Genomic DNA, 21989 nt, shown 5'->3' on the forward strand with positions numbered 1-21989 from the left:
CCTCGCAAAATTTTTAATTTTTGGTCCTTTATTGGGGCCCCCCGGGTCTAATTGGCCGTGGGGTTACCCCCCCCGGGGGCCCCCGGGGGCCCCCCCCCCGGGGCCCCGGGGGGCCCCCCCCGCGATCAAGACGAGCGGATCAGCCGAACGACGGCGGCGCGTCCTCGGGCGCGCTGCCCCACCCGGTGTTCGGCTCGGTGCCCAGGGCGTAGTCGAGCGTGCCGCCCTCGGCGACGAACCGCTCGGACAGCCACGGCTTCCCGGTCCGCTCCCCGTTCACCGACAGGTCCTGCACGTACTTCGCGTCCTGCGAAGCGTCGGGGGCGTTGACGGTGATGGTGGTGCCGTTGCCCCGGTCGATGCTGATCGACGGGAACAGCGGGCTGGCCAGCACGAGGTCCGCGCGGCCCGGCGCCTCCGGGTACATGCCCAGCGCCGCCCACACCGACCAGGACGACATCTGGCCGAGGTCGTCGTTGCCGACGAGGCCGTCCGGTTCGGCGCTGAACAGCTCGGTCAGCGAGCGGCGCACCACGTCCTGCGTCTTGTGCGGCTGCCCGGCGTAGGCGTAGGCCCACGGGGTGTTCGCCGACGGTTCGTTGCCGAGGTAGGCGTGCGGTTCGTCCGGTCCGGCGTTGAGCTCGGCGAAGAACTCGTCGAGCCGCGCCCCCGCCTGCTCGTTCCCGCCCATCCGGTCGAACAGCCCCTGGTGGTCGAACGGCACCATCCAGGCGTACTGGGCGGCGTTGCCCTCCACGTAGCCGTCCTGCTGGGCGAGGTCGAACTCGGGCCAGGAGCCGTCGGCCTTGCGCGGCTGGATCCAGCCGCTGTCCGGGTTGACCAGGTTCTGCCAGTTCCGCGCGCGCTGCTGGAATTCGTCGCGCGCGCCGGTGTCGCCGATCCGGTCGGCGAACTGGGAGATGGCGAAGTCGGAGCCGGTGTACTCCAGCGTCGTCGACACCGAGCCCCACGATTCCTCGTCCTCGGCGGGGATGTAACCGAGTTCGCCGTACTGCTCGTGCACCGGCCGCTCGTCCTCGTTGGTCGCCCCGGCGCGCATCCGCTCCAGCGCCCGGCCGGTGTCGAAGTCGGTGGCGCCGAACGCGTGCGCGCTGGAGATCATGATCGGCAGCGGGTCGCCGGTCATCACGCCGGTGCCGCCGTTGGCGACGGTCCAGCGGTCGAAGTAGCCGCCCTGCGCGGACTGGTTCACCGCGGACTGCGCGATGTCCGAGGCGATGTCGGGCGCGATCAGCGCGACCAGCTGGGTCTGCGAGCGGTACACGTCCCAGCCGGAGTAGTTGGCGTACTGGGCGTGGCCCGGCTCGGCCCGGTGCACCTCGCCGTCGAAGCCGGTGTAGTTCCCGTCGACGTCGCTGAACACGTTGGGGTGCAGCAGCGAGTGGTAGAGCCCGGTGTAGAGCCGCCGCCGGTCCTGCTCGCTGCCGCCGCCGACGTCGATCCGCCCGAGCAGCTCGTTCCACGCCGCGCGGGTGCCGTCGCGGACCTGGTCGAAGCCGCGGTCGCCGAGCTCCTCGGCGGCGTTGGCCTTCGCGCCGTCCAGGCTGACGAACGACAGCCCGACGCGGGCGGTCACGGTGCGCTCGGCGCCCGGGTCGAAGGAGACGAAGGCCTGCGCGCCGTCGTCCTGCGCCTGCTGCTCGTTCGCGGCCCCGGTACCCGAACCGGAGATCTCCTTCGCCGAGGTGTCGACCCGGCCGTCGCGCACGACGCCGCTGCTGGTGAAGTCGTGGTCGAACTCGGCGTGGAAGTAGACGCGGTATTCGTTGGAGCCGCCGCAGAAACCGCCGCCGTCGCTGTAGCCGCTGATGGTGTTGCCGTCGATGGTCAGCGAGCCCTCGGCGTCGTTGAACGCCTTCGCCGCGTCGATCGACAGCGAGGCGGTCTCGCCCTCGGGATAGGTGAACCGCGCGACGCCGGCCCGCTGGGTCGCGGTCAGCTCGGTGCGCAGCCCGTTGTCGAAGGTGACGTCGTAGGCGCCGGGCGAGGCCGATTCGTTCTCGTGCGAGAACGGGTGGTCCTGCACCGGGGCGTCACCGAGCACCGGCAGGAACGGGATGTTGCCGAAGTCCCCGCACCCCGCGCCGGAGATGTGGGTGAGGCTGAACCCGCGGATCCGGTCGTCCTCGTACTGGTAGCCGCCGTGCTGGTACTCGGCGGTGTCCGGGCTCCACTGCATCATCCCGAACGGCGCGACCGCACCGGGGAAGGTGTTGCCCGCTCCCCCGCCGTGCCCGAAGTCGGGACCACCGGGCTTGGTGCCGGTGAACGGGTTGACGTACTGCGCCGGGTCTTCGACGCCGGGTGCGGCCGGGCCCGCGACGGCCGGGACCGCGGAGCCCGGCAGGGCCAGCGCGGTGACCAGCCCGACGGCGCCGGCCAGCAGCGATCGGCTCCGGCCGGACGTGCGTCTGCGCCTGGAGGTGCGCATCGTGCTCCTCTCCTCGGAGGTGGTGGTGCGGCGTGGTACGGAAACGAGCGGGAACGTCCGGCACCCCGATGCCGAAGGGGGACGCGGAATCGGAATTCCGCGCGGGAAGAAGGAGTTCCACGGACTTCTTCCGGCGCGCGAGCGGGAAATCGCGGACCGCATTCCGGCCGCGGATTCCCGATGGTCATCGAGGCGGGTTCGGCGGCGAGTGCGGCGGCAGGCGACCCGGCCGCGACGGCGACCCGGCCACCGGGAACGCCATGCGGAATCCGCGCAGGAGGCGGGAAGAACGGCCCGGATCGCGCACAGATCCCCCATGACAACGTTGTCCATCGCGGTGAGATCAACCGTACAGACCGGACTCGGCGGCGGCAATCATCCGCGTCCCGCGCGCCGCCCGGAGCAGCGGATTCCGGACGCGTTTCCATCCGTTCAGGGCAATGCGGGCGACCGCGCTCCCGTTTTTCCCAGAATGGAAGGGGATTTCCCGGGAATGGCGGTCAGCCGGGAAGGAGCTCGGCGACGAGCCGCTTGCCCAGTTCGATCGGTTCGGTGCCGCGGCTGAACTTGGACCCCGCGACCGCGCCGTCGTAGATCAGCCGGATCCGCTCGGCGGTCGCCTCGGGATCGGCGGCCCCGGACCGCCCGGCGAGGTCCACGAGCAGCTCGTGCAGCCAGGCGCGGTGCCGGTCGATGGCGGCGCGCGCCGGGTGCTGCGGATCGGGGAACTCGGTGGCGGCGTTGAGGTAGAGGCAACCGCGGAACCGGCGGTCCAGCGCGGCGCCGTGCGCGAGGTCGAACAGCGCCAGGACCTTCTCGCGCGGCGAGTCCAGTTCGGCGGCGGCCTTCTCCCACTTGCCGCGGTCGGCCTCGTCCTGGTCGTCGAGGTAGGCGGCGATGAGGCCGTCCTTGGAGCCGTAGGCGTGGTAGAGGCTGGCGCGCGCGACCCCGGCTTCGGCGAGCACCCGGTCGATGCCGACCGCGCGGATGCCCTCCCGCACGAACAGGGTTCCGGCCGCGTCCAGGAGTCGCTGGGCGGGAGCGGCTGCGCCGGATCGCGTGGTGGCCATGGACACAGCCTAACATCGATGGACAGAACGATCGGTCTAGGCCTAGGGTGGTGGCATGCCAGGTTCGGAGCTCGTGCGGCGGTTGCAGGTGGACCTGCTCCGCGTCGCCAGCGCGATCTGTCCCGCTCCCCTGGCCTGAACCCCCCTCTCGCGACATCGCGCGGACGACGTGAGCCGTCGTCCGCTGCCGCGCATCCCCCTGCCCGCACGGAGGCCCCGCCATGTCCTTGTTCCTGTACGAGATCGTGCCCGCCGACGACGCCCGCCAGCGGACCGAGCAGCTGCTCGCCGCCTTCGACACCGCCGCGCGCGAAGCGGGTGCCGAACTGATCGAATCGCAGGTCACCGGCGCGCGGGACCGGGTGTTCGCCGTGGTGGAGGCCGCGGACGACGCCGACCTCGCCACCCTCCGCGGCGAGCAGCTGCCCGAGGTCGCCGAGCTCTCCGGCCCGCACCTGGTCCGCCTGGTCGGCGCCGACCTCGCCGAGGTCAAGGCCGCCCGCCCCGAAGCCGGCTACCTCGTCGAGTGGGACTTCCCCGCCGACCTGGACATGGACACCTACCTGGCGAACAAGAAGGCCAAGGCGCCCAAGTACGCCGAGGTGCCCGAGGTGACGTTCCTGCGCACCTACGTGCGCGAGGACATGGCCAAGTGCCTGTGCCTCTACGACGCACCCGACGAGGGCGTGGTGCGCAAGGCGCGCGACGCCGTGAGCACGCCCATCGACCGGTTGCACACCTTGGACCGGGGCTGACATGACGGCCGCGCACACCGACCGGACCGGCGCGCCCGCGGACCACCCGGGCCGCGCCGAGATCGCCGAGCACTTCGCCGACCGCGCGGCGGCGCTCGACCGCGGCGACGCCGACGTGCGGCCCGGCCTGCGGTTCCTCGGGGAACGCGGGCTGCTGGAGCTCGGCGCGCCGGGCTGCGGCGGCGACCTCGCCACGATGCTGCTGCTCGTCGAGGACGTCGCGGCCGGCTGCCTGTCCTCGGCGTTCTCGCTGTGGGCGCAGCGGATGGTCGTCGAGTACGTGGCCCGCGGTCCCGCCGACGCGGCAGCGGCGCGGGAACTGGACGGGCTGCGCACCGGCTCGCGGATCGGCGTCACCGCGATGGCGCCCGCCATGAAGCACGTCGCCGGGATCGAACCGGTGCCGGTGCTGGCCGAGCGGACCGGCACCGGGGTGCGGTTGACCGGGCCGATCCGCTGGGCGTCGAACCTGTTCGACGACGCGCTCGTGGTGGTCCCCGCCCGGTTCGCCGACGGCGGCGGGCTGATCGCGGTGCTGCGCGTCGGCGACCCCGGGGTGACCGTCCACTCGGCACCCGAGCTGCTGGCGCTCGGTGCGACCGGCTCCTCGTCGGTGGCGCTGACCGAAGTGGACGTGCCGGCGGCGGACGTGCTCAGCACCGACCTGACCGGTTTCGTGCGCGCGGTCCGGCCGACGTTCCTGCTGGTGCAGAGCGCGTTCTGCGCCGGGCTCGCGGGCGCGTCCCGGCGGCAGGCGGCGACGGCGCTGGACGGGCTGAACGCCGAGTTCCGCCCGGACTTCGACGAGCTCGCCGCCGCGCACGATTCGGTGCGGTCCCGGCTGTTCGAGTTCGCCCGCGTCCCGCAGCGGCCCGCGGACCTGCTGCGGCTGCGGCTGGACGCGGCGCGCACGGCCGGTGCGGCGAGCAGGCTGGAAGCGGCGGTCACCGGTGGCCGCGGCTACGCCGCCACCAGCCCGACGAGCCGCAGGCTGCGCGAGGCCGCCTTCCTCCCGATCCAGGCCCCGACGGAAGGACAACTGCGGTGGGAACTGTCACGGTCCGCCTGAGCGGCGCGGAGAAGTCGTACCCGCCGCACCACCGCAAGGTCCTCGACGGACTGGACCTGGTGGTGCGGGACGGGGAGTTCGTGGTGCTGCTGGGCCCCAGCGGCTGCGGGAAGTCCACGCTGCTGCGGATCCTCGCCGGGCTCGAATCCCTCGACGGCGGCGCGCTGGAGTGGGCCGGTGGCGCGCGGCCGCCGATCGGCGCCGTGTTCCAGCAGCCGCACCTGATGCCGTGGCTGACCGTGCGGGACAACGTGCTGCTCGGCGGCCGCTACCGGACCAACCGGCCGCGGTTCTCGCCGGACTGGGCGGCGGGGCTGGTCGAGCGGCTGGGGCTCGCCGAACTCGCCGACTCCTACCCGGACCGGCTCTCCGGCGGGCAGGCGCAACGGGTCGCGGTCGCGCGGGCGGCGGCGATCGGCCCGGCGCTGCTGCTGCTCGACGAACCGTTCAGCGCGCTCGACCCGGCGGCGCGCGCCGACCTGCAGCGGTGGGTGCGGGCGAGCACCGACGACCTCGGGCTCACCTCGGTGCTGGTCACCCACGACGTGGACGAGGCGCTGCTGGTCGCCGACCGGATCGCGATGCTCGACGGAACCGGTGCGGTGGCGCGGGAATGGCCGAACTCCCCCGGTACCGCGGACGGCCCGCTGCGGGCGGAACTGCTCGCGCACTACCCGGCGAGCCCCGTCGCGGCGGGAGCGGCCCGATGAGTCCGCTGTGGTCGCGCCGGTCGCTGCTGCTGGGCGCCGGGGCGCTGGGCGCGGCCGCCGGGCTCGGCGCCGCCACCGACCTCGGGCTGAACGCGGCGCGGCACCGCGATGTCTCCTCCACCGCGTTGCGCATCGGCTACCTGCCGATCACCGACGCGGCACCGCTGCTGCTCGCGCACGGCAGCGGCCTGCTCGACGAGCACGGCACCGGTGCGGCGCGGCCGGTGAGGTTCCGCAGCTGGGCGTCGCTGGCCGAAGCGTTCCTCACCCGGCAGGTCGACGTGGTGCACCTGCTGATGCCGTTCGCGGTGCAGCTGCGGTACGCGATGGGCGCCGACTGCCGGGTGCTGGCCTGGAACCACACGAACGGCTCGGCGCTCACCGTGCGCCGCGACGTCGAGCGCGTCGAGCAGCTCGCCGGGCACAAGGTCGCCATCCCGTTCTGGTGGTCCATCCACAACATCGTGCTGCAGCGGATGCTGCGCGCCGCCGGGCTCACCCCGGTGGTGCGGCAGCAGCCCTCCGCCGCGGACGGCACGGTGGAACTGGTGGTGATGAGCCCTTCCGACATGGTCCCCGCGCTGGACGGCGGCTCCGTCGGCGGCTACATCGTGGCCGACCCGTTCAACGCGATCGCCGAGATCAAGGGCGTGGGGCGCATCCTGCGGTTCGTCGGCGACGTGTGGCGCGACCACGCCTGCTGCGTGGTGCTCGCGCACCAGGACCTGCTGGACACCGCACCGGGCCGGGTGCAGGGCCTGGTGGACGCGCTGGCGCTCACCCAGCTCGGCCTCGCCCGCGACCGGGCGGGCGGCGCGCGGGCGCTCACCGGCGGGAACTACCTGCCGCAGCCGCTGAAGGCGGTGTCGAAGGCGTTGCAGTATCCGGCGGCCCCCTACCCGCACGCGCTGCACCACCCGGCGTGGGCCGGGCAGCGCATCGGCTTCCAGCCGTTCCCGTTCCCCGGGTTCACCGCGGAACTCGTCGAATCGATGCGCACCACGGTCGTCGACGGCGACACCCGGTTCCTCGACGGCCTCCGCACCGACGAGGTGCACGGGCAGCTCGTCGACGACCGGTTCGTGCGCGGCAGCCTGCGCCGCCTCGGCGGACCGGCCGCGTTCGGCCTGCCCGGCTCCCTGACCCGCAGCGAAGAGGTGAACCCCGCATGACCACGCTCTCCCCGCGCGGCGCCGAGGACACGAGCCCCGCCCGGACCGACCGGCCGGGCCTCGCGCACCGGGCCGGGCCGCCGCTGGTGGCGGTGCTGGTGGCCGTCGCGGTGTGGTGGCTGGTGACCGACGTGCTCACCGGCGACCGGCTGCTCACGGCGTTCGCCCCGCAGCACGCGGTGCCCGCGATCGGCGACCTGCTGGCCAGGGGCGTGCTGCTGCCGGACGTGGCGGCCAGCCTGTGGCGGCTGCTGCTGGGCATGCTCATCGCCGCGGTCGTCGGCGTCCCGGTCGGGCTGCTGGTCGGGTCGCTGGACGTGGTGGAGCGGGCGACGCGGCCGGTGTTCCAGTTCCTGCGGATGATCTCGCCGCTGTCCTGGGCTCCGATCGCGGTGGCCGTGTTCGGCATCGGGCACCGGCCGGTGACGTTCCTGGTGGCGGCCGCGGCGGTGTGGCCGATCGTGCTCAACACCGCCGCCGGGGTGCACGCCGTCTCACCCGGTCACGTCCGGGTGGCGCGGTCGCTCGGCGCGACCCGGTTCGAGGTGCTCACCAGCGTGGTGCTGCCGACCGCCCGCACCCACGTGCTGACCGGGCTGCGGCTGGCGCTCGGGATCGCGTGGGTGGTGCTGGTGCCCGCGGAGATGCTCGGCGTGGATTCCGGGCTGGGGTACCAGATCCTCAACTCCCGCGACCAGCTCGCCTACGACCAGGTGATGGCGGTGATCCTGGTGATCGGCGTCCTCGGCTACCTCCTCGACGCCCTCGCCCGCACGCTGCTGCGCCCGCGGCGGTGAGCGCGGACCCGCCGCGCGCGTGATCACCGCCGCGCCCCGTGGGACGATCTCGGCGTGGTGAACGTCGCGCGTCGCGCTTCGTCGTGGCTGGTTCCCGCCTTGGTCGTGCTGCTGGCCGCCGGGGCGGGTCTCGGGCTCGCCAGGGTCGATTCCGGTGTGGTGCGCACGAGCGCCGTCGTCGACGGCGTGCCGGTCGACCTGGTGCGCCCCGCCGCGTCGGCCGGGTCCGCTCCGGGAGTGGTGGTGGCGCACGGGCACGCCGCGAGCCGCCGCCTGATGGCCGACTGGGGGACGACGCTGGCGCGGTCCGGGTTCGTCGTCGCGCTGCCGGACTTCGCCGGGCACGGGGCGAATCCGGCGCCGCTGCCCGACGGACCGGAGCGGGAGGTGCGGCTGGCGGCGGACCTCGATGCGGCCGTCGGTCTGCTGCGGCGGACGCCCGGAGTCGATCCGGAGCGGATCGGGCTGGTCGGCCATTCCATGGGGGCCGGTGCGGTGCACCGGTACGCGGCGGAGCATCCCGGGATCGCCGCGACGGTGGCCGTGTCGCTGCCCGGCTCCGATATCCCACCGGACCCGGCGCTGCCCGCGGACCTGCTGCTGCTCACCGGGCAGTTCGAGTTCCCGGTGTTCCACCGCGCGGCCGAGCAGGCCCTGCGCGCCGGGCGCCCCGACGCGGTGTGGGGCGCGCCCGCCGATCCGGCGCGGGAGAACGCCCGGCGGGGCGGCACCGTCGCGGGCGCCGAGCACCTCGCGATCCTCTTCGCGCCGCGGGCCCACGCGGCGGCGGCGCGCTGGCTGCAGGACTCGCTGCACGTGTCCGCGCCGGTGCGGGTCGCGGCGGGCGAGCGGTTGTGGCCCGCGGTCCTGCTGTGGGCCGCGTTCGCGATCGGTTTCCTGCCCTTCGCGCGCCGGCTGTTCGGCTCGGCGAGACCGGAACCGGAGCCGGGGTCGGGGTCGGGGTCGGCGCCGTCGGTGCCCGCGGTCGCCGCCGCGGTCGTGGCCGGGCTCGTGCTCGCCGCGGCGGGCTCGGTGCTGGCGCCGGGTGGCTGGTCCCCGCTGGCGGTGGGCGGCGAGATCGGGTTGTTCCTCGTCCTGTTCGGGCTCGGGAGCTGCGCGGTGCTGGGCCGAGGCGCCCGCAGCGCGCACGACGTCCGAGATGCCCGAGGCGTCCGATGTGGAGGGTCCGGTGCGGCCTGGCGGCCGGCGGCGGTCATCTGCTGCGCGCTGCTCGCCGTGGCCGCGCCCATCGGGATCGCGCTGGCCGAGCCGGTGCCGCACGGTGCGCGCTGGTGGTGGACCCCGCTGGTCGTCGTCGCCTGCGGAATCGCCTGCGCCGCAGCGGAGTTCGCGGCCCGCGGACGGACCGGCCCGCGGCAGGACGCGGTGCGGGCGGCGGTGCTGGTCGCCGCGCTGCTCGGGGTCGGGGTGTGCGCGGTCGCGGGAGTGCTGCCGAGCTTCGTGCTGCTGATCGCGCCGCTGCTGGGGGCGCTGCTGCTCTGGCACCTCGCGTGGGCGGCGGTGCTCGCCCGGACCGGTGCCGCGTGGTGGCTGCCCGCCGTCGTCGGCGGCGTGCTGCTCGGCTGGCCGCTGGCCGCCGTCAGCCCGCTCGGCTGAGCACCGGACGCGGCTCAGCGCCGCAGCGCCGCGCGGGAGAGCCGGTTGCCGACGAACTGGGCCGCCTGCACCAGCACGATGATGATCAGCACTGCGATGGCGGTGATCGTCCAGTCGAAGCGCTGGTATCCGTAGGTGATCGCGAAGTCGCCGAGCCCGCCACCGCCGACCGCCCCGGCCACCGCCGTCATGTCCACGACCGCGACGAACACGAAGGTGTAGCCGAGGATCAGCGGCGCCAGCGCCTCCGGCACCAGCAGCGTGCCGATGATCCGCAGCGGACTCGCCCCCATCGCCCGCGCCGCCTCGATCACGCCGGGGTCGATGCCGACGAGGTTCTGCTCCACGATGCGGGAGATCCCGAACGTCGCGGCCACGACCAGCGCGAACGTCGCCGCCGGGGTGCCGAGCGTGGTGCCGACGACGGCCAGCGTCACGGGACCGATCGCGGTGATGAAGATGATGAACGGGATCGGCCGGATGATGTTCACCAGCAGGTTGAGCGCGGTGAACACCGCGCGGTTCGCGAGCAGGCCGCCTGCCCTGGTGGTGTGCAGCAGGATTCCCAGCACCAGCCCGAGGAATCCGCCGACGAGCATCGTCACCAGCACCATCCCGATGGTCTGGGCGACGGAGCTCAGCAGCACCGGTCCGATGGTGTCCCAGTCGATGTTCACGCCGCGAGCTCCTCCACGTCGGTGACCGCGCGCAGGGCGGCGATCAGCGCGTCCACGTCCTCGTCCGCGCCGGCGAGCTCCAAGGTGAGCCTGCCGAACGCGTCGCCGCCGAGTTCCTCGACGCCGCCGTGCACGACCTCGAACCGAACCCGGTGCTCGGCGAGGGCCGCCGAGAGCACCGCGCCGACCCGCTGCTCGCCGCCGATCCGGGCGGTCACCAGCCGGCCGGGATTCCTGGCCCGCAGCCGCGCCAGCTCGGCGTCGCTGGGCCGATCGGGCAGGACGGTGCGCACGAACCGCCGCGTGGTCTCCGCCGCCGGGTTCGCGAACACGTCCGCCACCCGGCCCTGCTCGACGAGCCTGCCCGCGTCGAGCACCGCGACCCGATCGGCGATCCGCCGCACCACGTCCATCTCGTGGGTGATCACCACGATCGTGACGCCCAGCTCGGCGTTGATCCGCCCGAGCAGGTCCAGCACTTCCCCGGTGGTCTCCGGGTCGAGCGCGCTGGTGGCCTCGTCGGCGAGCAGGATCTCCGGGTTCGTCGCCAGCGCGCGGGCGATCCCGATGCGCTGCTGCTGGCCCCCGGACAGCTGGTCCGGGTAGTGCCACGCCTTGTCCAGCAGGCCGACGAACCGCAGCAGCTCCGCGACCCGCTCCTCGCACCGGGCCGGATCCCAGCCCGCGACCTTCAACGGGTAGGCCACGTTGCCGAACGCGGTCCGGGAACGCAGCAGGTTGAACTGCTGGAAGACCATGCCGATGCCGCGCCGGACCTGCCGCAGCCGCCGTTCGGGCAGGCCGGTGATGTCGGTGCCGCCGACCAGCACGGTCCCCGAGTCGGCCCGCTCCAGCGCGTTGATCAGCCGCACGAGCGTGCTCTTGCCTGCGCCCGAGTGCCCGATCACCGCGAACACCTCCCCGGATTCGACGGACAGGTCGATGCCCTCCAGCGCGGTGACAGCCCGGGAGCCTGAACCGAACGTCTTGCCGACGCCGCGGAACTCGATGAGCGGGCTCACCGGTCGCCCGCCGCGCGCACCTCGTCGGTCAGCTCCGCCAGGATCGCCCGCAGCTCCGCCGGGGAGCGCCGCACCGGCACCGCGGTGCCGCGGGAATCCGCGGCCACCTGGCCGGCGACCCGTTCGTCCCGGTACAACTCCACGAGCTTCGCGTACGTCGGGTCGTCGGCGTCCTCGGCGCGGGTGACGAACACGTTGGTGTAAGGCTGCGCGGCGGGCCCGGCCGGGTCGTCGCCGAACAGCGCGCGGGACGGGTCGAGGTCCGCGTCCAGGGCGTAGTTGTTGTTCACGACCGCCGCATAGGCCGACGGCAACGAGGCCACCGTCTGCGCCGCGTCCACCGGCAGCACGCGCACCTTCGACGCGGCCGCGTCGATCTCGGCGACGGTCGACAGCGGGTTTCCCCCGCCCCGCAACGAGATCAGCCCGGCCTGCTGGAGCACCAGCAGCGCCCGCGCCTGGTTCGTCGCGTCGTTCGGGATGGTGACGGTGCCGCCGGCCGGGATGTCGGCGAGGTCGGCGTGCCGCCGGGAGTACAGGTTCAGCGGGACGACGGAGGTGGAGCCGATCGGGGTGAGGGTGTCGCCCGTCGCCGCGTTGTGATCGGCGAGGAACAGCAGGTGCTGGAACAGGTTCACGTCGATCTGGCCCTGCGCGAGCGCCGGGTTCGCCTGGTTGTAGTCGCTGAAGGCGACGGTGCGCAGGTCGATCCCGTGCTCGGCGGCGAGCTGCCGGAACGTCGTCCAGTACTCCTTGCTCGCGTCCGTGGCCCCGATGCGCACCGTGATCCGGCCGTCCGCCCCGTCGGATCCCGCCGTGCCGAGCGCGGCGAACACCGCACCGGCGATCAGCACCACGACGAGTGCGAGGCCCGCCACCAGCAACCCCCGGCGACTCCGCCGCGGCTTCTCCGGCAGTTCGTCTGCGGCTCTTGCGGACATGGTGGACCTCCCAGTGGGCGTGCGCGGGCCTCCGCGGCGAGATGCCGCAACGATGCACCGGAGCCCGGCCTCCGCGGAAACCGTGCCAGGATCTGGAATCACAGGCCGCCCCCTTGCCCGCGCGGCCGCAGGTGTGCTGGGCGCCGTCCGCGGCGCCGGGCCGCCGGGTGCGCGCAGGTGATCTGCGCGGACCGATCGCGCGCCCCCGCCCTCCGGCGATCACCACCGGCCTGACGATCCACTGTGGACGTTTCGGATCGACCTGGTCCGTCCCGGGATTCGGGACGCGTTGCCCGACCCGAGGAGCAGTGCCTACGTTGCACGCCGTGCTGAAGCAGGATGGAAGACCACGGGACACCTCCGGACCGGCCGGGGCCGGCGCCGCGAACCGGGTGCTGAGCGCGCTGCGCCCGTTGAGCGGCCCGCTGCTGGGGCTCGGCGCCGTCGTGGTGCTGGTGCTGGTGTGGCAGCTCGTCGCCGTGCTCCGGATCTGGCCCGAGCAGATCGTGCCCGCGCCCGCCCAGGTGTGGGCGCAGCTGCTGTCCACCAGCGACGCCGGCAACGGCCAGTCCGGTTACGCCGGCTACACGCTGCTGGAACGCCTCGCGGTGAGCCTGCGCAGGCTGGCCTACGGAGTCGGGTACGGCGTCCTGATCGGCATCGTCCTCGGCCTGGTGATGGGTCTGGTCCGGCCGGTGCGGGTGATGCTGGAGCCGCTGGTCACCTTCATCCGCGCGCTGCCGCCGCTGGCCTACCTGAGCCTGCTGGTCATCTGGTTCGGCATCGACGAGGAACCCAAGGTGTACCTGCTGATGGTGGCCTCGTTCCCGCCCGTGGCCGTGGCGACCGCAGCCGCGGTCACCGGGGTCGGCAAGCAGTACGTGGAGGCCGCCGAAGCACTCGGCGCGAACCGGGCGCAGGTGATCGCCTCGGTGATCCTGCCCGCGTCGGTGCCCGAGATCCTCACCGGCGTCCGGCTGGCCGTCGGCATCGCCTACGGGTCGGTGGTGGCCGCGGAGACCGTGAACGGCGCCGACGGGCTCGGCGGCATGGTGCTCAACGCCCAGCGCTACAACCAGACCGCCGTGGTGATCCTCGGCCTGTTCGTCATCGGCATCACCGGCCTCGTCATCGACCTGCTGATCGTCGCGGTCCGCCAGTCGCTGTCCCCGTGGCGCAGCCGCGTCTGACCACCCCCGTGAGAGGAGAACCCGTGCACCGGTTCAGCAGGCGCGCCGCGCTCGGCCTGTTCGGCGCCGCCGCGGCCGTCCCCGCGCTCAGCGCGTGCGGCGTCGGCGGCGAGTCCGAGGAGGAGAAGGCCCGCGAGGTCCGCATCGCCTACCAGAACTTCGCCGACAGCACCCTGCTCGTCAAGGAGCAGCGCACCCTGGAGCAGCGGTTCCCGGACCACGAGTTCCAGTGGACCGCGTTCGACTCCGGCGCGAGCATCAACACCGCGTTCCTCAGCGGGGCGCTGGACATCGCCGTCATCGGCAGCAGTCCCGCCGCGCAGGCGCTCAGCCCGCCGCTGGCCGTGCCGTACCAGGTGATCCAGCTGCTCAACGTGATCGGCAGCAGCGAGGCGCTGGTGGTGCGCGGCGACCGCGGCATCCGCGCGATCCCGGACCTGACCGGGCGCAAGGTCGCCGCTCCGTTCAGCTCCACCGCGCACTACAGCCTGCTCGCCGCGCTGCGGCAGCACGGCGTCGACCCGGGCGGGGTCGACATCGTCGACCTGGAACCGCAGAACATCCAGGCGGCGTGGGAGCGCGGCGACCTCGACGGCGCCTACCTGTGGACGCCGACGCTCACCGCGTTGCGGCGCAACGGCACGGTGCTGGTGGACAGCGCGCAGCTCGCCGCGGCGGGCGAGCCCACGCTCACCTTCGCCGTCGCCGCACGGGAATTCCTCGACCGCAGCCCCGACGTCGCCCAGGGTTGGCTGGACGCCACCGACGCGGCGATCCGGCAGATCCGCACCGATCCCAGGCCGGTCGCCGAGGCGGTGAGCAGGCAGCTCGGCAGCAGCGTGGACGACGCGCTGGGCCAGCTGCGGCAGAACATCTACCTCGACCTGGAACAGCAGCGCGGCCCCGAGTACTTCGGCAGCCCGCAGGCGCCCGGCGAGCTCGCCGCGCGGCTGCGCGCCACCGCCGGATTCCTGCTGGCGCAGCAGAAGATCGACGCCCTGCCCGACCTCGCGACCTTCCAGCGAGCCCTGCGCATCCCGGAGCCCGCTCATGCCTGATGAACCCCTCGTCGAGATCACCGGAGCCACCCGCTCCTACGGGCGCGGCGCGAACGCCGTCACCGCGCTCGGGCCGCTGGACCTGCGCGTCGAACGCGGCGAGTTCGTGGTGATCGTGGGCCCGTCCGGGTCCGGCAAGAGCACGCTGCTGCGGCTGGTCGCCGGTTTCGAACGGCCCAGCACCGGCACCGTCGCCCTCGACGGGCGCGCCCCGGTGCCCGGCCGCGACGTGGGCGTGGTGTTCCAGCAACCCCGGTTGTTCCCGTGGCACTCGGTCGCGGGGAACCTGGACGCGGCGCTGCGCTGGGCGGGGGTGCCGCGCGGGCAGCGGGCGCAGCGGCGCGCGGAGCTGTTGGAACGCGTGGGGCTCGCCGAGATCGGCGGGCGGCGCGTCTGGGAGATCTCCGGCGGCCAGCAGCAGCGGGTCGCCATCGCCCGCGCCCTCGCCGGGCGGCCGGGCCTGCTGCTGCTCGACGAACCGTTCGCGGCGCTGGACGCGCTCACCCGGGAACGCCTGCAGGAGGACCTGCGCTCGCTGACCGACGACGCCGAGCAGGGCGCCGTGTTCGTGACGCACAGCGTCGACGAAGCGGTCTTCCTCGCCAGCAGGGTGATCGTGCTGAGCAACCGGCCGGGCCGGGTCGAGCTGGACCTGCCGGTTCCGCTGCCGCGCAGCGGGATTCCCGCCGACGAGCTGCGCGCCTCGGCCGAGTTCGCCCGGCTGCGCGGCGAGGTCTCCACCGCCGTCCGCGCCGCGCTCCAGCCCGCCTGAGCCGCGACCTGCCGCAGCGGAACGGCCCGACCGGACGCGGTGGTCGATCGGGCCGTTCAGCTCGCTGGTCCGCCGCTCCGGCGGGTGCGGATCACACGACGCCGAGGGACAGCATCGCGTCCGCGACCTGGGTGAAGCCCGCGATGTTGGCGCCCACGATGTAGTTGCCGGGGGCGTCGTACTCGTCGGCGGTCTGCAGGCAGCGGTCGTGGATACCGCGCATGATCTCGGCGAGGCGCTGCTCGGTGTGCTCGAACGTCCACGAGTCCCGCGAGGCGTTCTGCTGCATCTCCAGCGCGGAGGTCGCGACGCCGCCCGCGTTCGCCGCCTTGCCGGGCGCGAACTTCACGCCGGCGTCGTTCAGGAACTTGATGGCCTCCGGCGTGGTGGGCATGTTCGCGCCCTCCGCGACGATCTTGCAGCCGTTGCGGACCAGTTCGGCCGCGTGGTCGGCGTCCAGCTCGTTCTGGGTGGCGCAGGGCAGCGCGATGTCGCACGGCACGTCCCAGGCCGCACCGCCGGAGATGAAGCGGACGCCGTCGCCGCGGGCGGTGGCGTACTCGTCGATGCGGGCGCGCCGCACCTCCTTGATCTCCTGCAGCAGCGTGACGTCGACGCCCTTCTCGTCCACCACGTACCCGCTGGAGTCCGAACAGGCCACGACGGTGCCGCCGAGCTGGTGCACCTTCTCGATGGCGTACTGCGCGACGTTGCCCGAACCGGACACGACGACCTTCTTGCCGTCGAAGGAATCCCCGGACGTCTTCAGGATCTCGTCCACGAAGAACACCGTGCCGTAGCCGGTGGCCTCCGGACGCACCTGGGAACCACCCCAGCTGAGGCCCTTGCCGGTGAGCACCCCGGACTCGTAGCGGTTGGTGATCCGCTTGTACTGGCCGAACAGGTAGCCGATCTCCCGGCCGCCGACCCCGGTGTCCCCGGCGGGAACGTCGGTGTACTCGCCGATGTGCCGGTACAGCTCGGTCATGAACGACTGGCAGAACCGCATGACCTCGCCGTCGGAGCGGCCCTTCGGGTCGAAGTCGGAACCGCCCTTGCCGCCGCCGATCGGCATGCCGGTCAGCGAGTTCTTGAAGATCTGCTCGAAACCGAGGAACTTCACGATGCCCAGGTAGACGCTGGGGTGGAACCGCAGGCCGCCCTTGTACGGCCCGAGCGCGGAGTTGAACTCGACGCGGAACCCGCGGTTGATCTGCACCGAACCCTTGTCGTCCACCCACGGCACCCGGAAGATGATCTGCCGTTCCGGCTCGCACAGGCGGCGGATGACCTCGGCGTCGGTGTACTCGGGGTGCTTGGCGACGACCGGGCGGAGGCTGTCGAGGACTTCGTGCACCGCCTGGTGGAACTCGTCCTCCCCGGGGTTGCGGTGCAGCACCTCGTCGTAGATGTCCTGAAGCTTCTCGTCGAGATTCGCCACAGCTCGCTCCTCCAACTCGTGATCGCCCGGCGCGCGGGGGTCCGCACCGGTGCGCCACCCGGTGGGCCCGGCCCGCTGCCAGCCTCGGTATCGCGGCGGCCCGACCCGCCGCCGCAGACCTTATCCCGGCCCTCACGCCGCGAACGGCATCCGGAACCGACCGCCGAAACATGCCCGAAACACGCCGGAAACACGATTCCGCGGCGCTCGCACTACCTCGGGTCGGCGAAAAACCGGCGGACACGCGGGTTTCCGGCGGGTTTCGGGCCGGTTGCCCAGCTTCGCACGAGCACGCACCCGTGTCACCGGGCGCGGAGTCGCGAGTCGCGGACCGTTTTCCCGGTGGCATTGCTCACGAGTGGCCCTGCTCACAGTGGAACGGGTCCGCCGGACGTCCCGGCGGACCCGTTCGCGGGCCGGTCGTTCAGCCGATCGGAGCCGGTTCCGGTGGCGCCGGGGAGCGGCGGCGCACCGCGGCGGCCACCCCCAGCACGAGCAGGTTCACCGCCAGGCCGGTGAGCCCCGAGTTCACGCCGAACGGGTTCACCTGCAGCACCGCGGACACCAGCACCACGCACTCCCCCGCGACGAGACCCGCCAGCACCGCCGAGGACCGCACCGGCACCGGTTCCCGCAGCGCCAGCAGGTTCGCGGGCGCCAGCTGGATCATGCCGCTGTAGGTCAGCAGGTACAGGTTCGCCATCAGGTCCGGGCGGCCCAACGTCAACGCCAGCACCAGCACCGAGACCACGGCCGCGGTGATCCGGCTCGCCCGCAGCCGCGCGCCCTCCGCCATGCCGGACGGCACCAGGTTGCTCGACACCAGCGTCGCCACGCAGATCAGCCCGCCCGCCGCGGGCACCATCGCGCAGGCCGCGCCGCCGATGAGCACCACCGCCAGCAGCGGGGCCGGCAACGTGCGCTGCGCCAGCTCCAGCAGCGCCGCGTTCTCCGCGCCGGCCGGGGTGGTCGCGTCGGCGACCGCGTAGAAGCCGACCAGCACCGGGATCGCCACCGCCACCGTGTACAGCGGCAGGAACACGTGGTTCGACGCCACCGCCTTCGACGAGCGCCCCGACAGCACCGCGGGCCAGCTCGACGGCAGCGTCATCGCCCCGAAACCGGCCGCGCTGACCAGGATGCTCGACACGTACCAGGCGGTGCCGTAGGAACCCGCGGGCTGGATCGTCAGCAGTTCCCGCGCGCCCCGGAACACGGCGGTGAACAGCCCGTCCTCCGGCTGCCGCGCCAGCAGCACGCCGCCGGCGATCACCAGCAGCGCCACCACCATCAGCACGTCCTTCAGGTACGAGGTCGCCGCCACCCCGTGCAACCCGGACCACAGCACGAACAGCAGCACCAGCAGCATCGCCACCACGACGCTCGCCGTGCCGGTCCGCTCGTCACCGGTCATGAACGACACGATCGTGCCCAGCCCCACCAGCTGCACCTGGATGACCGGCATGAAGAACACGATCGCCAGCACCGCAGTCAGCCCGCCCAGCACGGGGCTGCGGAACCGGTGGCGCAGGTAGTCCGAGTTCGTCCGGTACCCGTGGCGCTTGCCCAGCCGCCACACCAGCGGCGCCACCAGGAACATCCCGACGTAGCCGAGCACCAGGTACGAGGGCATGTACATCGCGGCCACGCCACCGCCGAGCACCAGCCCGGAGATGCCGAGGAACGTGAAGGTCGTGAAGATCTCCCCGGCCTGCAGGAAGAACGTGGCCACCGCGCCGAAGCGGCGGCCCCCGACGGTCCAGGCGGCCAGGTCGAAGCCGCCGCCGCGCCTGCCGAGCAGGCCGACGACGGCGATCAGCACCAGGCCGAGCAGCGCGGTCGCCATCACGGTGCGTCCACCTCCCCGGCGCTCTCCGCGACCGGGCCCACCGGGTCGTCGCCGGAGATCAGCCCGGCCCGCTCCTCGCGCCGCAGCACCCACGCCAGCAGCAGGCTGGTCAGCACGCACCAGCCGCACACCCACACCACCACCGACGGCAGCCCGAACCAGGGCGCCGGGGTGTTGACGAAGGGGAAGAAGGGGGTGCCCAGCAGCGCGATCACCGGTAGCACCAGCACCGCGTGGAAGGGCCGCAGCGCTCCCCGCGCGCCGCGTGGACCGGGCCTCGGCGGCCCGCTCCGCTCTCGTCCGCTCATGTCAGCCTCCTGCGCAGGTGGCCGTCTCCGCCCGCGGTCGTCGCGGGTCGAGCAGCGCACCGTGCGCCGGACACGCTAACCGCCCGCCGCCCGGAGCGGTGCGGGTGAGCGCGGGGTCACCCGGGGCGGGTCAGCTCGGCGGCACCGGGGTGACCAGGGTGCCCTCGGCCAGGAAGCGCTCCAGGTTGCGGAAGGTCAGCTCGCCCATCGCCTCGCGGGTTTCGCGCGTGGCGCTGGCGATGTGCGGCAGCAGCACCACGTCGTCCCGGTCCAGCAGCGCGGCGGGCACGTTCGGCTCGTCGGCGAACACGTCCAGCGCGGCGCCCGCGAGCCTGCCCTCGACCAGCGCCGAGACCAGCGCGGGTTCGTCCACGACGCTGCCGCGGGCGATGTTCACCAGGTAGCCGCGCGGTCCGAGCTCGGCCAGCACCTCCGCCGAGACCAGGCCGCTGGTCCCCGCTCCCCCGGCGGTCGCGATGACCAGCACGTCCACCCCGGCGGCCAGCTCCCGCGCCGACCCGGCGTACCGGTAGCCGACGCCGTCGACGGGACGCCGCGAGTGGTAGGAGATCTCGGCGCCGAACCCCTCCAGCCGCCGCGCGATGGCGCGGCCGATGCGGCCGAGCCCGAGGACGCCGACGCGCTTGCCGCTGACCTTGGTGCGCAACCCGAAACCGCCGGGCACCCATTCGCCGCGCCGCACGTAGCGGTCGGCGGCGGACAGCCCGCGCAGCACGTCGATCAGCCCGCCCACCGCGAGGTCCGCGACGCAGTCGGTGAGCACGTCGGGGGTGTTGCTGACGTCGATGCCGCGGGCGCGGGCGCGGGCCACGTCGGTCCGCTCGTAGCCGACTCCGAAGTGGACGATCGCGCCGAGCTTCGGCAGCGCGTCCATCAGCTCGTCGCTCACCCCGTAGCGCGCGCTGGTCACCGCGGCGACCACGTCGGCGCCGCGCTCGGCGAGGCAGGCGGCCGGATCGGGCTGCTCGTGCAACCGCAGCACGTCGTAGCGCGCGGCCATCTCCTGCTCCAGCGACGGCAGCAGCTCGCAGACCTGGAGGACGGTGCCGGACGGGGCGGACTGGGGCATGCGGGGGTTCCTCCTGCGGCGGGGTGGGGGCTGCTCGCAGCCTAGGCCTGCGCCGATGCCGCTTCCAACACCGATCCGGCATCCGCCGATGCCTTTTCCGACTCGGCCGCGGAGCACCGGCGCACGGCCGTCCGGTGCGGTGCCGGTCGCGCTCGCTGCGCGGCGGAAGCGGCCGCGGGGGGGGGCCCGGGGGGGGGGGGGGCGCGCGGCCCCCCCCCCCGCCCCCCCCGGCGGCCCCCCGGTGGGGGGGACCGGGGGGTGGGGGTGCGGGGGGGGGGCCGGGGGCGCGCGGGGGGGGGCGAAAGGGGCCGCGGCGGTGCGCCGGGCCGGGCGCGAGACGCGCGGCCACCACCCGCTCACCGCCTGACGGCACCCGGTTCGGGAGAACCTGGTCGTGTGGATCTTCCGCGTGCGCGGTGGCACGAGCGGGTGAACCGATCTTCGCGGGCGTCAGAGCAGGCCGCTCCCGGCCGACGTAGGGGGTGATCGTCCCCCCCACCTCGCAGGAGGTCCGCGTGCACACCGATCCGCTTCGCACGTGCCGGCACCAGGTCCGCGCCCACCACCGGGAGACCCCCGTCGCGATCATCGGCGCCGGGCCCGGTGGGCTCGCCGTCGCGGCCGAGCTGGCCCGCCGCGGCATCGCGGCCACCGTGTTCGAGCGCGGCCCGCAGGTCGGGGCGAACTGGCGCCACCACTACGACCACCTGCGGCTGCACACCGCGCGCTCGCTGTCCCGGCTGCCGGGGATGCGCATCCCGCGCCGCTTCGGGCGGTGGGTCGCCCGGGCGGACCTGGTGCGCTACCTGGAGGACTACGCCCAGCGGCACGAGCTGGACGTCCGGCCGAACACCACCGTGGAGCGGGTGTGGCCCGCGGAGCGGATCGGCGGGGAGCGCTGCTGGCGGCTGCGGGCCGGTGGCGAGACCACGACGGCGCGGGCGGTGGTCATCGCGACCGGGCTCGCCCACACCCCGCACATCCCGGACTGGCCGGGGCTGGACGGGTTCTCCGGGCTGCTGCTGCACTCCGCGCGCTACCGGAACCCGGACCGGCACCTCGGGCGCGACGTCCTCGTCGTCGGCGGCGGCAACAGCGGCGCCGAGATCGCGACGGCCCTCGCCCAGCACGGCGCCACCCGGGTCTGGTGGTCGGTGCGCACCCCACCGACCATCGTGCCCGCCGCGGCGGACCGGTGGCAGCGGCTGGGGGTGCTGCTCGCGAAGGCGCCGACCTCCGCCGCCGACCTGCTGACCCGGACGTTCGCCCGAGCTCAGCTCCCGGACCTGCGCGGGCACGGGCTGCCGCGCCCGCAGGAAGGGCTCTACGCGCGGATCCGGCGGGACGGGAGCAGCCCGGTGCACGACCGCGGCATCGTCGAAGCCGTCCGGAAGGGACGCGTGCAGCCGGTCCCGGCGGTGGCGAGCGTGGACCGCAGTCAGGTGGTGCTCGCCGACGGCAGCCGCATCCGGCCGGACCACGTCATCGCCGCCACCGGCTACCGGACCGGGCTGGCCCGGTTGGTGGGGCCGGACGTGCTGTCGACGCCGCAGGACCTGCCCGCGGCGCCGGAGCTCACCGAAGCACCGGACCTGCACTTCCTCGGCTTCACCAACCACCCGGCAGGGCACCTGCACCGGATCGCCGCCGAAGCGCGCGCCACCGCCAAGCTCATCGCCCGGCGGCAGCGACACGCCGGTGCCCGCACCTCCGGCGAACCGGAATGCGACTGCGCGCAACGGGTTTCCGACCTGGCCGGGTGAGCATGCAGTTCCGCCACCGCCCGTGCCGCGTCCGAGCGCCTGCCAGCAGCGCCGCACCGGACGGTTCGGCGGCCTGCCACCCGCCAGCCCGACAGGGGCGCCGCCACCCGAGTGCTGCGCAACACGAGTCGCTATCCGTCCCGCCGAGCAGAACGAGTCAGAACACCACCACCGAACGGAGGACCTCTCCGTCGTGCATCTTGGTGAAGGCGGACTCGACCTGGTCCAACGAGATC

General features: G+C 73.7%; 20 protein-coding genes. 11 read left to right on the top strand and 9 right to left on the bottom strand.

What is annotated here, in order from left to right:
• Positions 1-139: 139 nt before the first annotated feature.
• The gene (locus LCD33_RS23575) at positions 140-2452 is read right to left on the bottom strand and encodes a GH92 family glycosyl hydrolase (RefSeq protein WP_224961037.1); all 2313 of its coding nucleotides are present in this window, start codon (positions 2450-2452) and stop codon (positions 140-142) included.
• A gap of 500 nt (positions 2453-2952) precedes the next feature.
• A complete protein-coding gene (locus tag LCD33_RS23580; RefSeq protein WP_224961036.1) occupies positions 2953-3522 on the bottom strand; it encodes a TetR/AcrR family transcriptional regulator in 570 nt (189 codons plus the stop codon).
• A gap of 55 nt (positions 3523-3577) precedes the next feature.
• Between LCD33_RS23580 and LCD33_RS29665 the strand changes: the two genes are divergently transcribed.
• From LCD33_RS29665 to LCD33_RS23610, 7 genes are all read left to right on the top strand, one after another.
• Positions 3578-3661: a putative leader peptide gene (locus tag LCD33_RS29665; RefSeq protein WP_374108146.1), complete on the top strand. Its 84-nt coding sequence runs from the start codon at positions 3578-3580 to the stop codon at positions 3659-3661.
• Positions 3662-3743: 82 nt separating this feature from the next.
• Complete coding sequence (locus LCD33_RS23585) at positions 3744-4277, top strand: DUF4242 domain-containing protein (RefSeq protein WP_224961035.1); 534 nt, start codon at positions 3744-3746, stop codon at positions 4275-4277.
• Position 4278: 1 nt separating this feature from the next.
• Entirely contained in the window at positions 4279-5346 is a 1068-nt protein-coding gene (locus LCD33_RS23590) for an acyl-CoA dehydrogenase family protein (protein WP_224961034.1), read from the top strand.
• Positions 5322-6056: an ABC transporter ATP-binding protein gene (locus tag LCD33_RS23595; RefSeq protein ID WP_224961033.1), complete on the top strand. Its 735-nt coding sequence runs from the start codon at positions 5322-5324 to the stop codon at positions 6054-6056. The genes LCD33_RS23590 and LCD33_RS23595 overlap by 25 nt, the downstream gene beginning before the upstream one ends.
• Positions 6053-7228, top strand: coding sequence for an ABC transporter substrate-binding protein (locus LCD33_RS23600; RefSeq protein ID WP_224961032.1), 1176 nt, complete (start codon positions 6053-6055; stop codon positions 7226-7228). The genes LCD33_RS23595 and LCD33_RS23600 overlap by 4 nt, the downstream gene beginning before the upstream one ends.
• A complete protein-coding gene (locus LCD33_RS23605) occupies positions 7225-8025 on the top strand; it encodes an ABC transporter permease (RefSeq protein WP_224961031.1) in 801 nt (266 codons plus the stop codon). Before LCD33_RS23600 ends, LCD33_RS23605 begins: the two co-directional genes overlap by 4 nt.
• A 54-nt stretch (positions 8026-8079) precedes the next feature.
• A complete protein-coding gene (locus LCD33_RS23610) occupies positions 8080-9642 on the top strand; it encodes an alpha/beta hydrolase (protein ID WP_224968102.1) in 1563 nt (520 codons plus the stop codon).
• Between the two features lie 14 nt (positions 9643-9656).
• Here the strand turns inward: LCD33_RS23610 and LCD33_RS23615 are convergent, their stop codons facing one another.
• Genes LCD33_RS23615 through LCD33_RS23625 form a run of 3 tightly spaced genes read right to left on the bottom strand, consistent with a single transcriptional unit; the run spans position 9657 to position 12282 of the window.
• Positions 9657-10319 (bottom strand): methionine ABC transporter permease, encoded by a 663-nt coding sequence (locus LCD33_RS23615; RefSeq protein ID WP_224968104.1) that lies wholly within the window; start codon positions 10317-10319, stop codon positions 9657-9659.
• Entirely contained in the window at positions 10316-11341 is a 1026-nt protein-coding gene (locus LCD33_RS23620; protein WP_224968106.1) for a methionine ABC transporter ATP-binding protein, read from the bottom strand. The genes LCD33_RS23615 and LCD33_RS23620 overlap by 4 nt, the downstream gene beginning before the upstream one ends.
• A complete protein-coding gene (locus LCD33_RS23625; RefSeq protein WP_224968107.1) occupies positions 11338-12282 on the bottom strand; it encodes a MetQ/NlpA family ABC transporter substrate-binding protein in 945 nt (314 codons plus the stop codon). The genes LCD33_RS23620 and LCD33_RS23625 overlap by 4 nt, the downstream gene beginning before the upstream one ends.
• Before the next feature lie 308 nt (positions 12283-12590).
• Here LCD33_RS23625 and LCD33_RS23630 point away from each other — a divergent pair, with 308 nt between their 5' ends.
• Genes LCD33_RS23630 through LCD33_RS23640 form a run of 3 tightly spaced genes read left to right on the top strand, consistent with a single transcriptional unit; the run spans position 12591 to position 15302 of the window.
• Positions 12591-13472 (top strand): ABC transporter permease, encoded by an 882-nt coding sequence (locus LCD33_RS23630; protein WP_224968109.1) that lies wholly within the window; start codon positions 12591-12593, stop codon positions 13470-13472.
• Between the two features lie 23 nt (positions 13473-13495).
• Entirely contained in the window at positions 13496-14530 is a 1035-nt protein-coding gene (locus tag LCD33_RS23635) for a glycine betaine ABC transporter substrate-binding protein (protein ID WP_224968112.1), read from the top strand.
• Entirely contained in the window at positions 14523-15302 is a 780-nt protein-coding gene (locus tag LCD33_RS23640; protein ID WP_224961023.1) for an ABC transporter ATP-binding protein, read from the top strand. The genes LCD33_RS23635 and LCD33_RS23640 overlap by 8 nt, the downstream gene beginning before the upstream one ends.
• A gap of 91 nt (positions 15303-15393) precedes the next feature.
• Here LCD33_RS23640 and gdhA read toward each other — a convergent pair whose 3' ends face one another.
• The 4 genes from gdhA to LCD33_RS23660 all read right to left on the bottom strand — a co-directional run bounded on the left by gdhA (position 15394) and on the right by LCD33_RS23660 (position 19990).
• Complete coding sequence (gene gdhA / locus LCD33_RS23645) at positions 15394-16743, bottom strand: NADP-specific glutamate dehydrogenase (RefSeq protein ID WP_224961022.1); 1350 nt, start codon at positions 16741-16743, stop codon at positions 15394-15396.
• A gap of 424 nt (positions 16744-17167) precedes the next feature.
• Entirely contained in the window at positions 17168-18589 is a 1422-nt protein-coding gene (locus LCD33_RS23650) for a sodium:solute symporter (RefSeq protein WP_224968114.1), read from the bottom strand.
• Positions 18589-18900, bottom strand: a complete 312-nt coding sequence (locus LCD33_RS23655) for a hypothetical protein (protein ID WP_224968116.1) — start codon at positions 18898-18900, stop codon at positions 18589-18591. Before LCD33_RS23655 ends, LCD33_RS23650 begins: the two co-directional genes overlap by 1 nt.
• Positions 18901-19030: 130 nt before the next feature.
• Positions 19031-19990, bottom strand: a complete 960-nt coding sequence (locus LCD33_RS23660) for a 2-hydroxyacid dehydrogenase (protein ID WP_224961018.1) — start codon at positions 19988-19990, stop codon at positions 19031-19033.
• Between the two features lie 515 nt (positions 19991-20505).
• Here LCD33_RS23660 and LCD33_RS23665 point away from each other — a divergent pair.
• Positions 20506-21753: an NAD(P)/FAD-dependent oxidoreductase gene (locus LCD33_RS23665; RefSeq protein ID WP_224961016.1), complete on the top strand. Its 1248-nt coding sequence runs from the start codon at positions 20506-20508 to the stop codon at positions 21751-21753.
• The last annotated feature ends 236 nt before the right edge of the window (positions 21754-21989 follow it).

The sequence above is a fragment of the Saccharopolyspora sp. 7B genome (assembly GCF_020177435.1).
Taxonomy (GTDB): domain Bacteria; phylum Actinomycetota; class Actinomycetes; order Mycobacteriales; family Pseudonocardiaceae; genus Saccharopolyspora_C; species Saccharopolyspora_C gregorii.

What these genes read in the sequence shown, in the direction of transcription:
- LCD33_RS23650 (WP_224968114.1), bottom strand. Translation starts at nt 18,589, where the DNA reads ATGGCGACCGCGCTGCTCGGCCTGGTGCTGATCGCCGTCGTCGGCCTG.
- LCD33_RS23590 (WP_224961034.1), top strand. Translation starts at nt 4,279, where the DNA reads ATGACGGCCGCGCACACCGACCGGACCGGCGCGCCCGCGGACCACCCG.
- LCD33_RS23625 (WP_224968107.1), bottom strand. Translation starts at nt 12,282, where the DNA reads ATGTCCGCAAGAGCCGCAGACGAACTGCCGGAGAAGCCGCGGCGGAGT.
- LCD33_RS23580 (WP_224961036.1), bottom strand. Translation starts at nt 3,522, where the DNA reads ATGGCCACCACGCGATCCGGCGCAGCCGCTCCCGCCCAGCGACTCCTG.
- LCD33_RS23605 (WP_224961031.1), top strand. Translation starts at nt 7,225, where the DNA reads ATGACCACGCTCTCCCCGCGCGGCGCCGAGGACACGAGCCCCGCCCGG.
- LCD33_RS23640 (WP_224961023.1), top strand. Translation starts at nt 14,523, where the DNA reads ATGCCTGATGAACCCCTCGTCGAGATCACCGGAGCCACCCGCTCCTAC.
- LCD33_RS23600 (WP_224961032.1), top strand. Translation starts at nt 6,053, where the DNA reads ATGAGTCCGCTGTGGTCGCGCCGGTCGCTGCTGCTGGGCGCCGGGGCG.
- LCD33_RS23655 (WP_224968116.1), bottom strand. Translation starts at nt 18,900, where the DNA reads ATGAGCGGACGAGAGCGGAGCGGGCCGCCGAGGCCCGGTCCACGCGGC.
- LCD33_RS23575 (WP_224961037.1), bottom strand. Translation starts at nt 2,452, where the DNA reads ATGCGCACCTCCAGGCGCAGACGCACGTCCGGCCGGAGCCGATCGCTG.
- LCD33_RS23660 (WP_224961018.1), bottom strand. Translation starts at nt 19,990, where the DNA reads ATGCCCCAGTCCGCCCCGTCCGGCACCGTCCTCCAGGTCTGCGAGCTG.
- LCD33_RS23585 (WP_224961035.1), top strand. Translation starts at nt 3,744, where the DNA reads ATGTCCTTGTTCCTGTACGAGATCGTGCCCGCCGACGACGCCCGCCAG.
- LCD33_RS29665 (WP_374108146.1), top strand. Translation starts at nt 3,578, where the DNA reads ATGCCAGGTTCGGAGCTCGTGCGGCGGTTGCAGGTGGACCTGCTCCGC.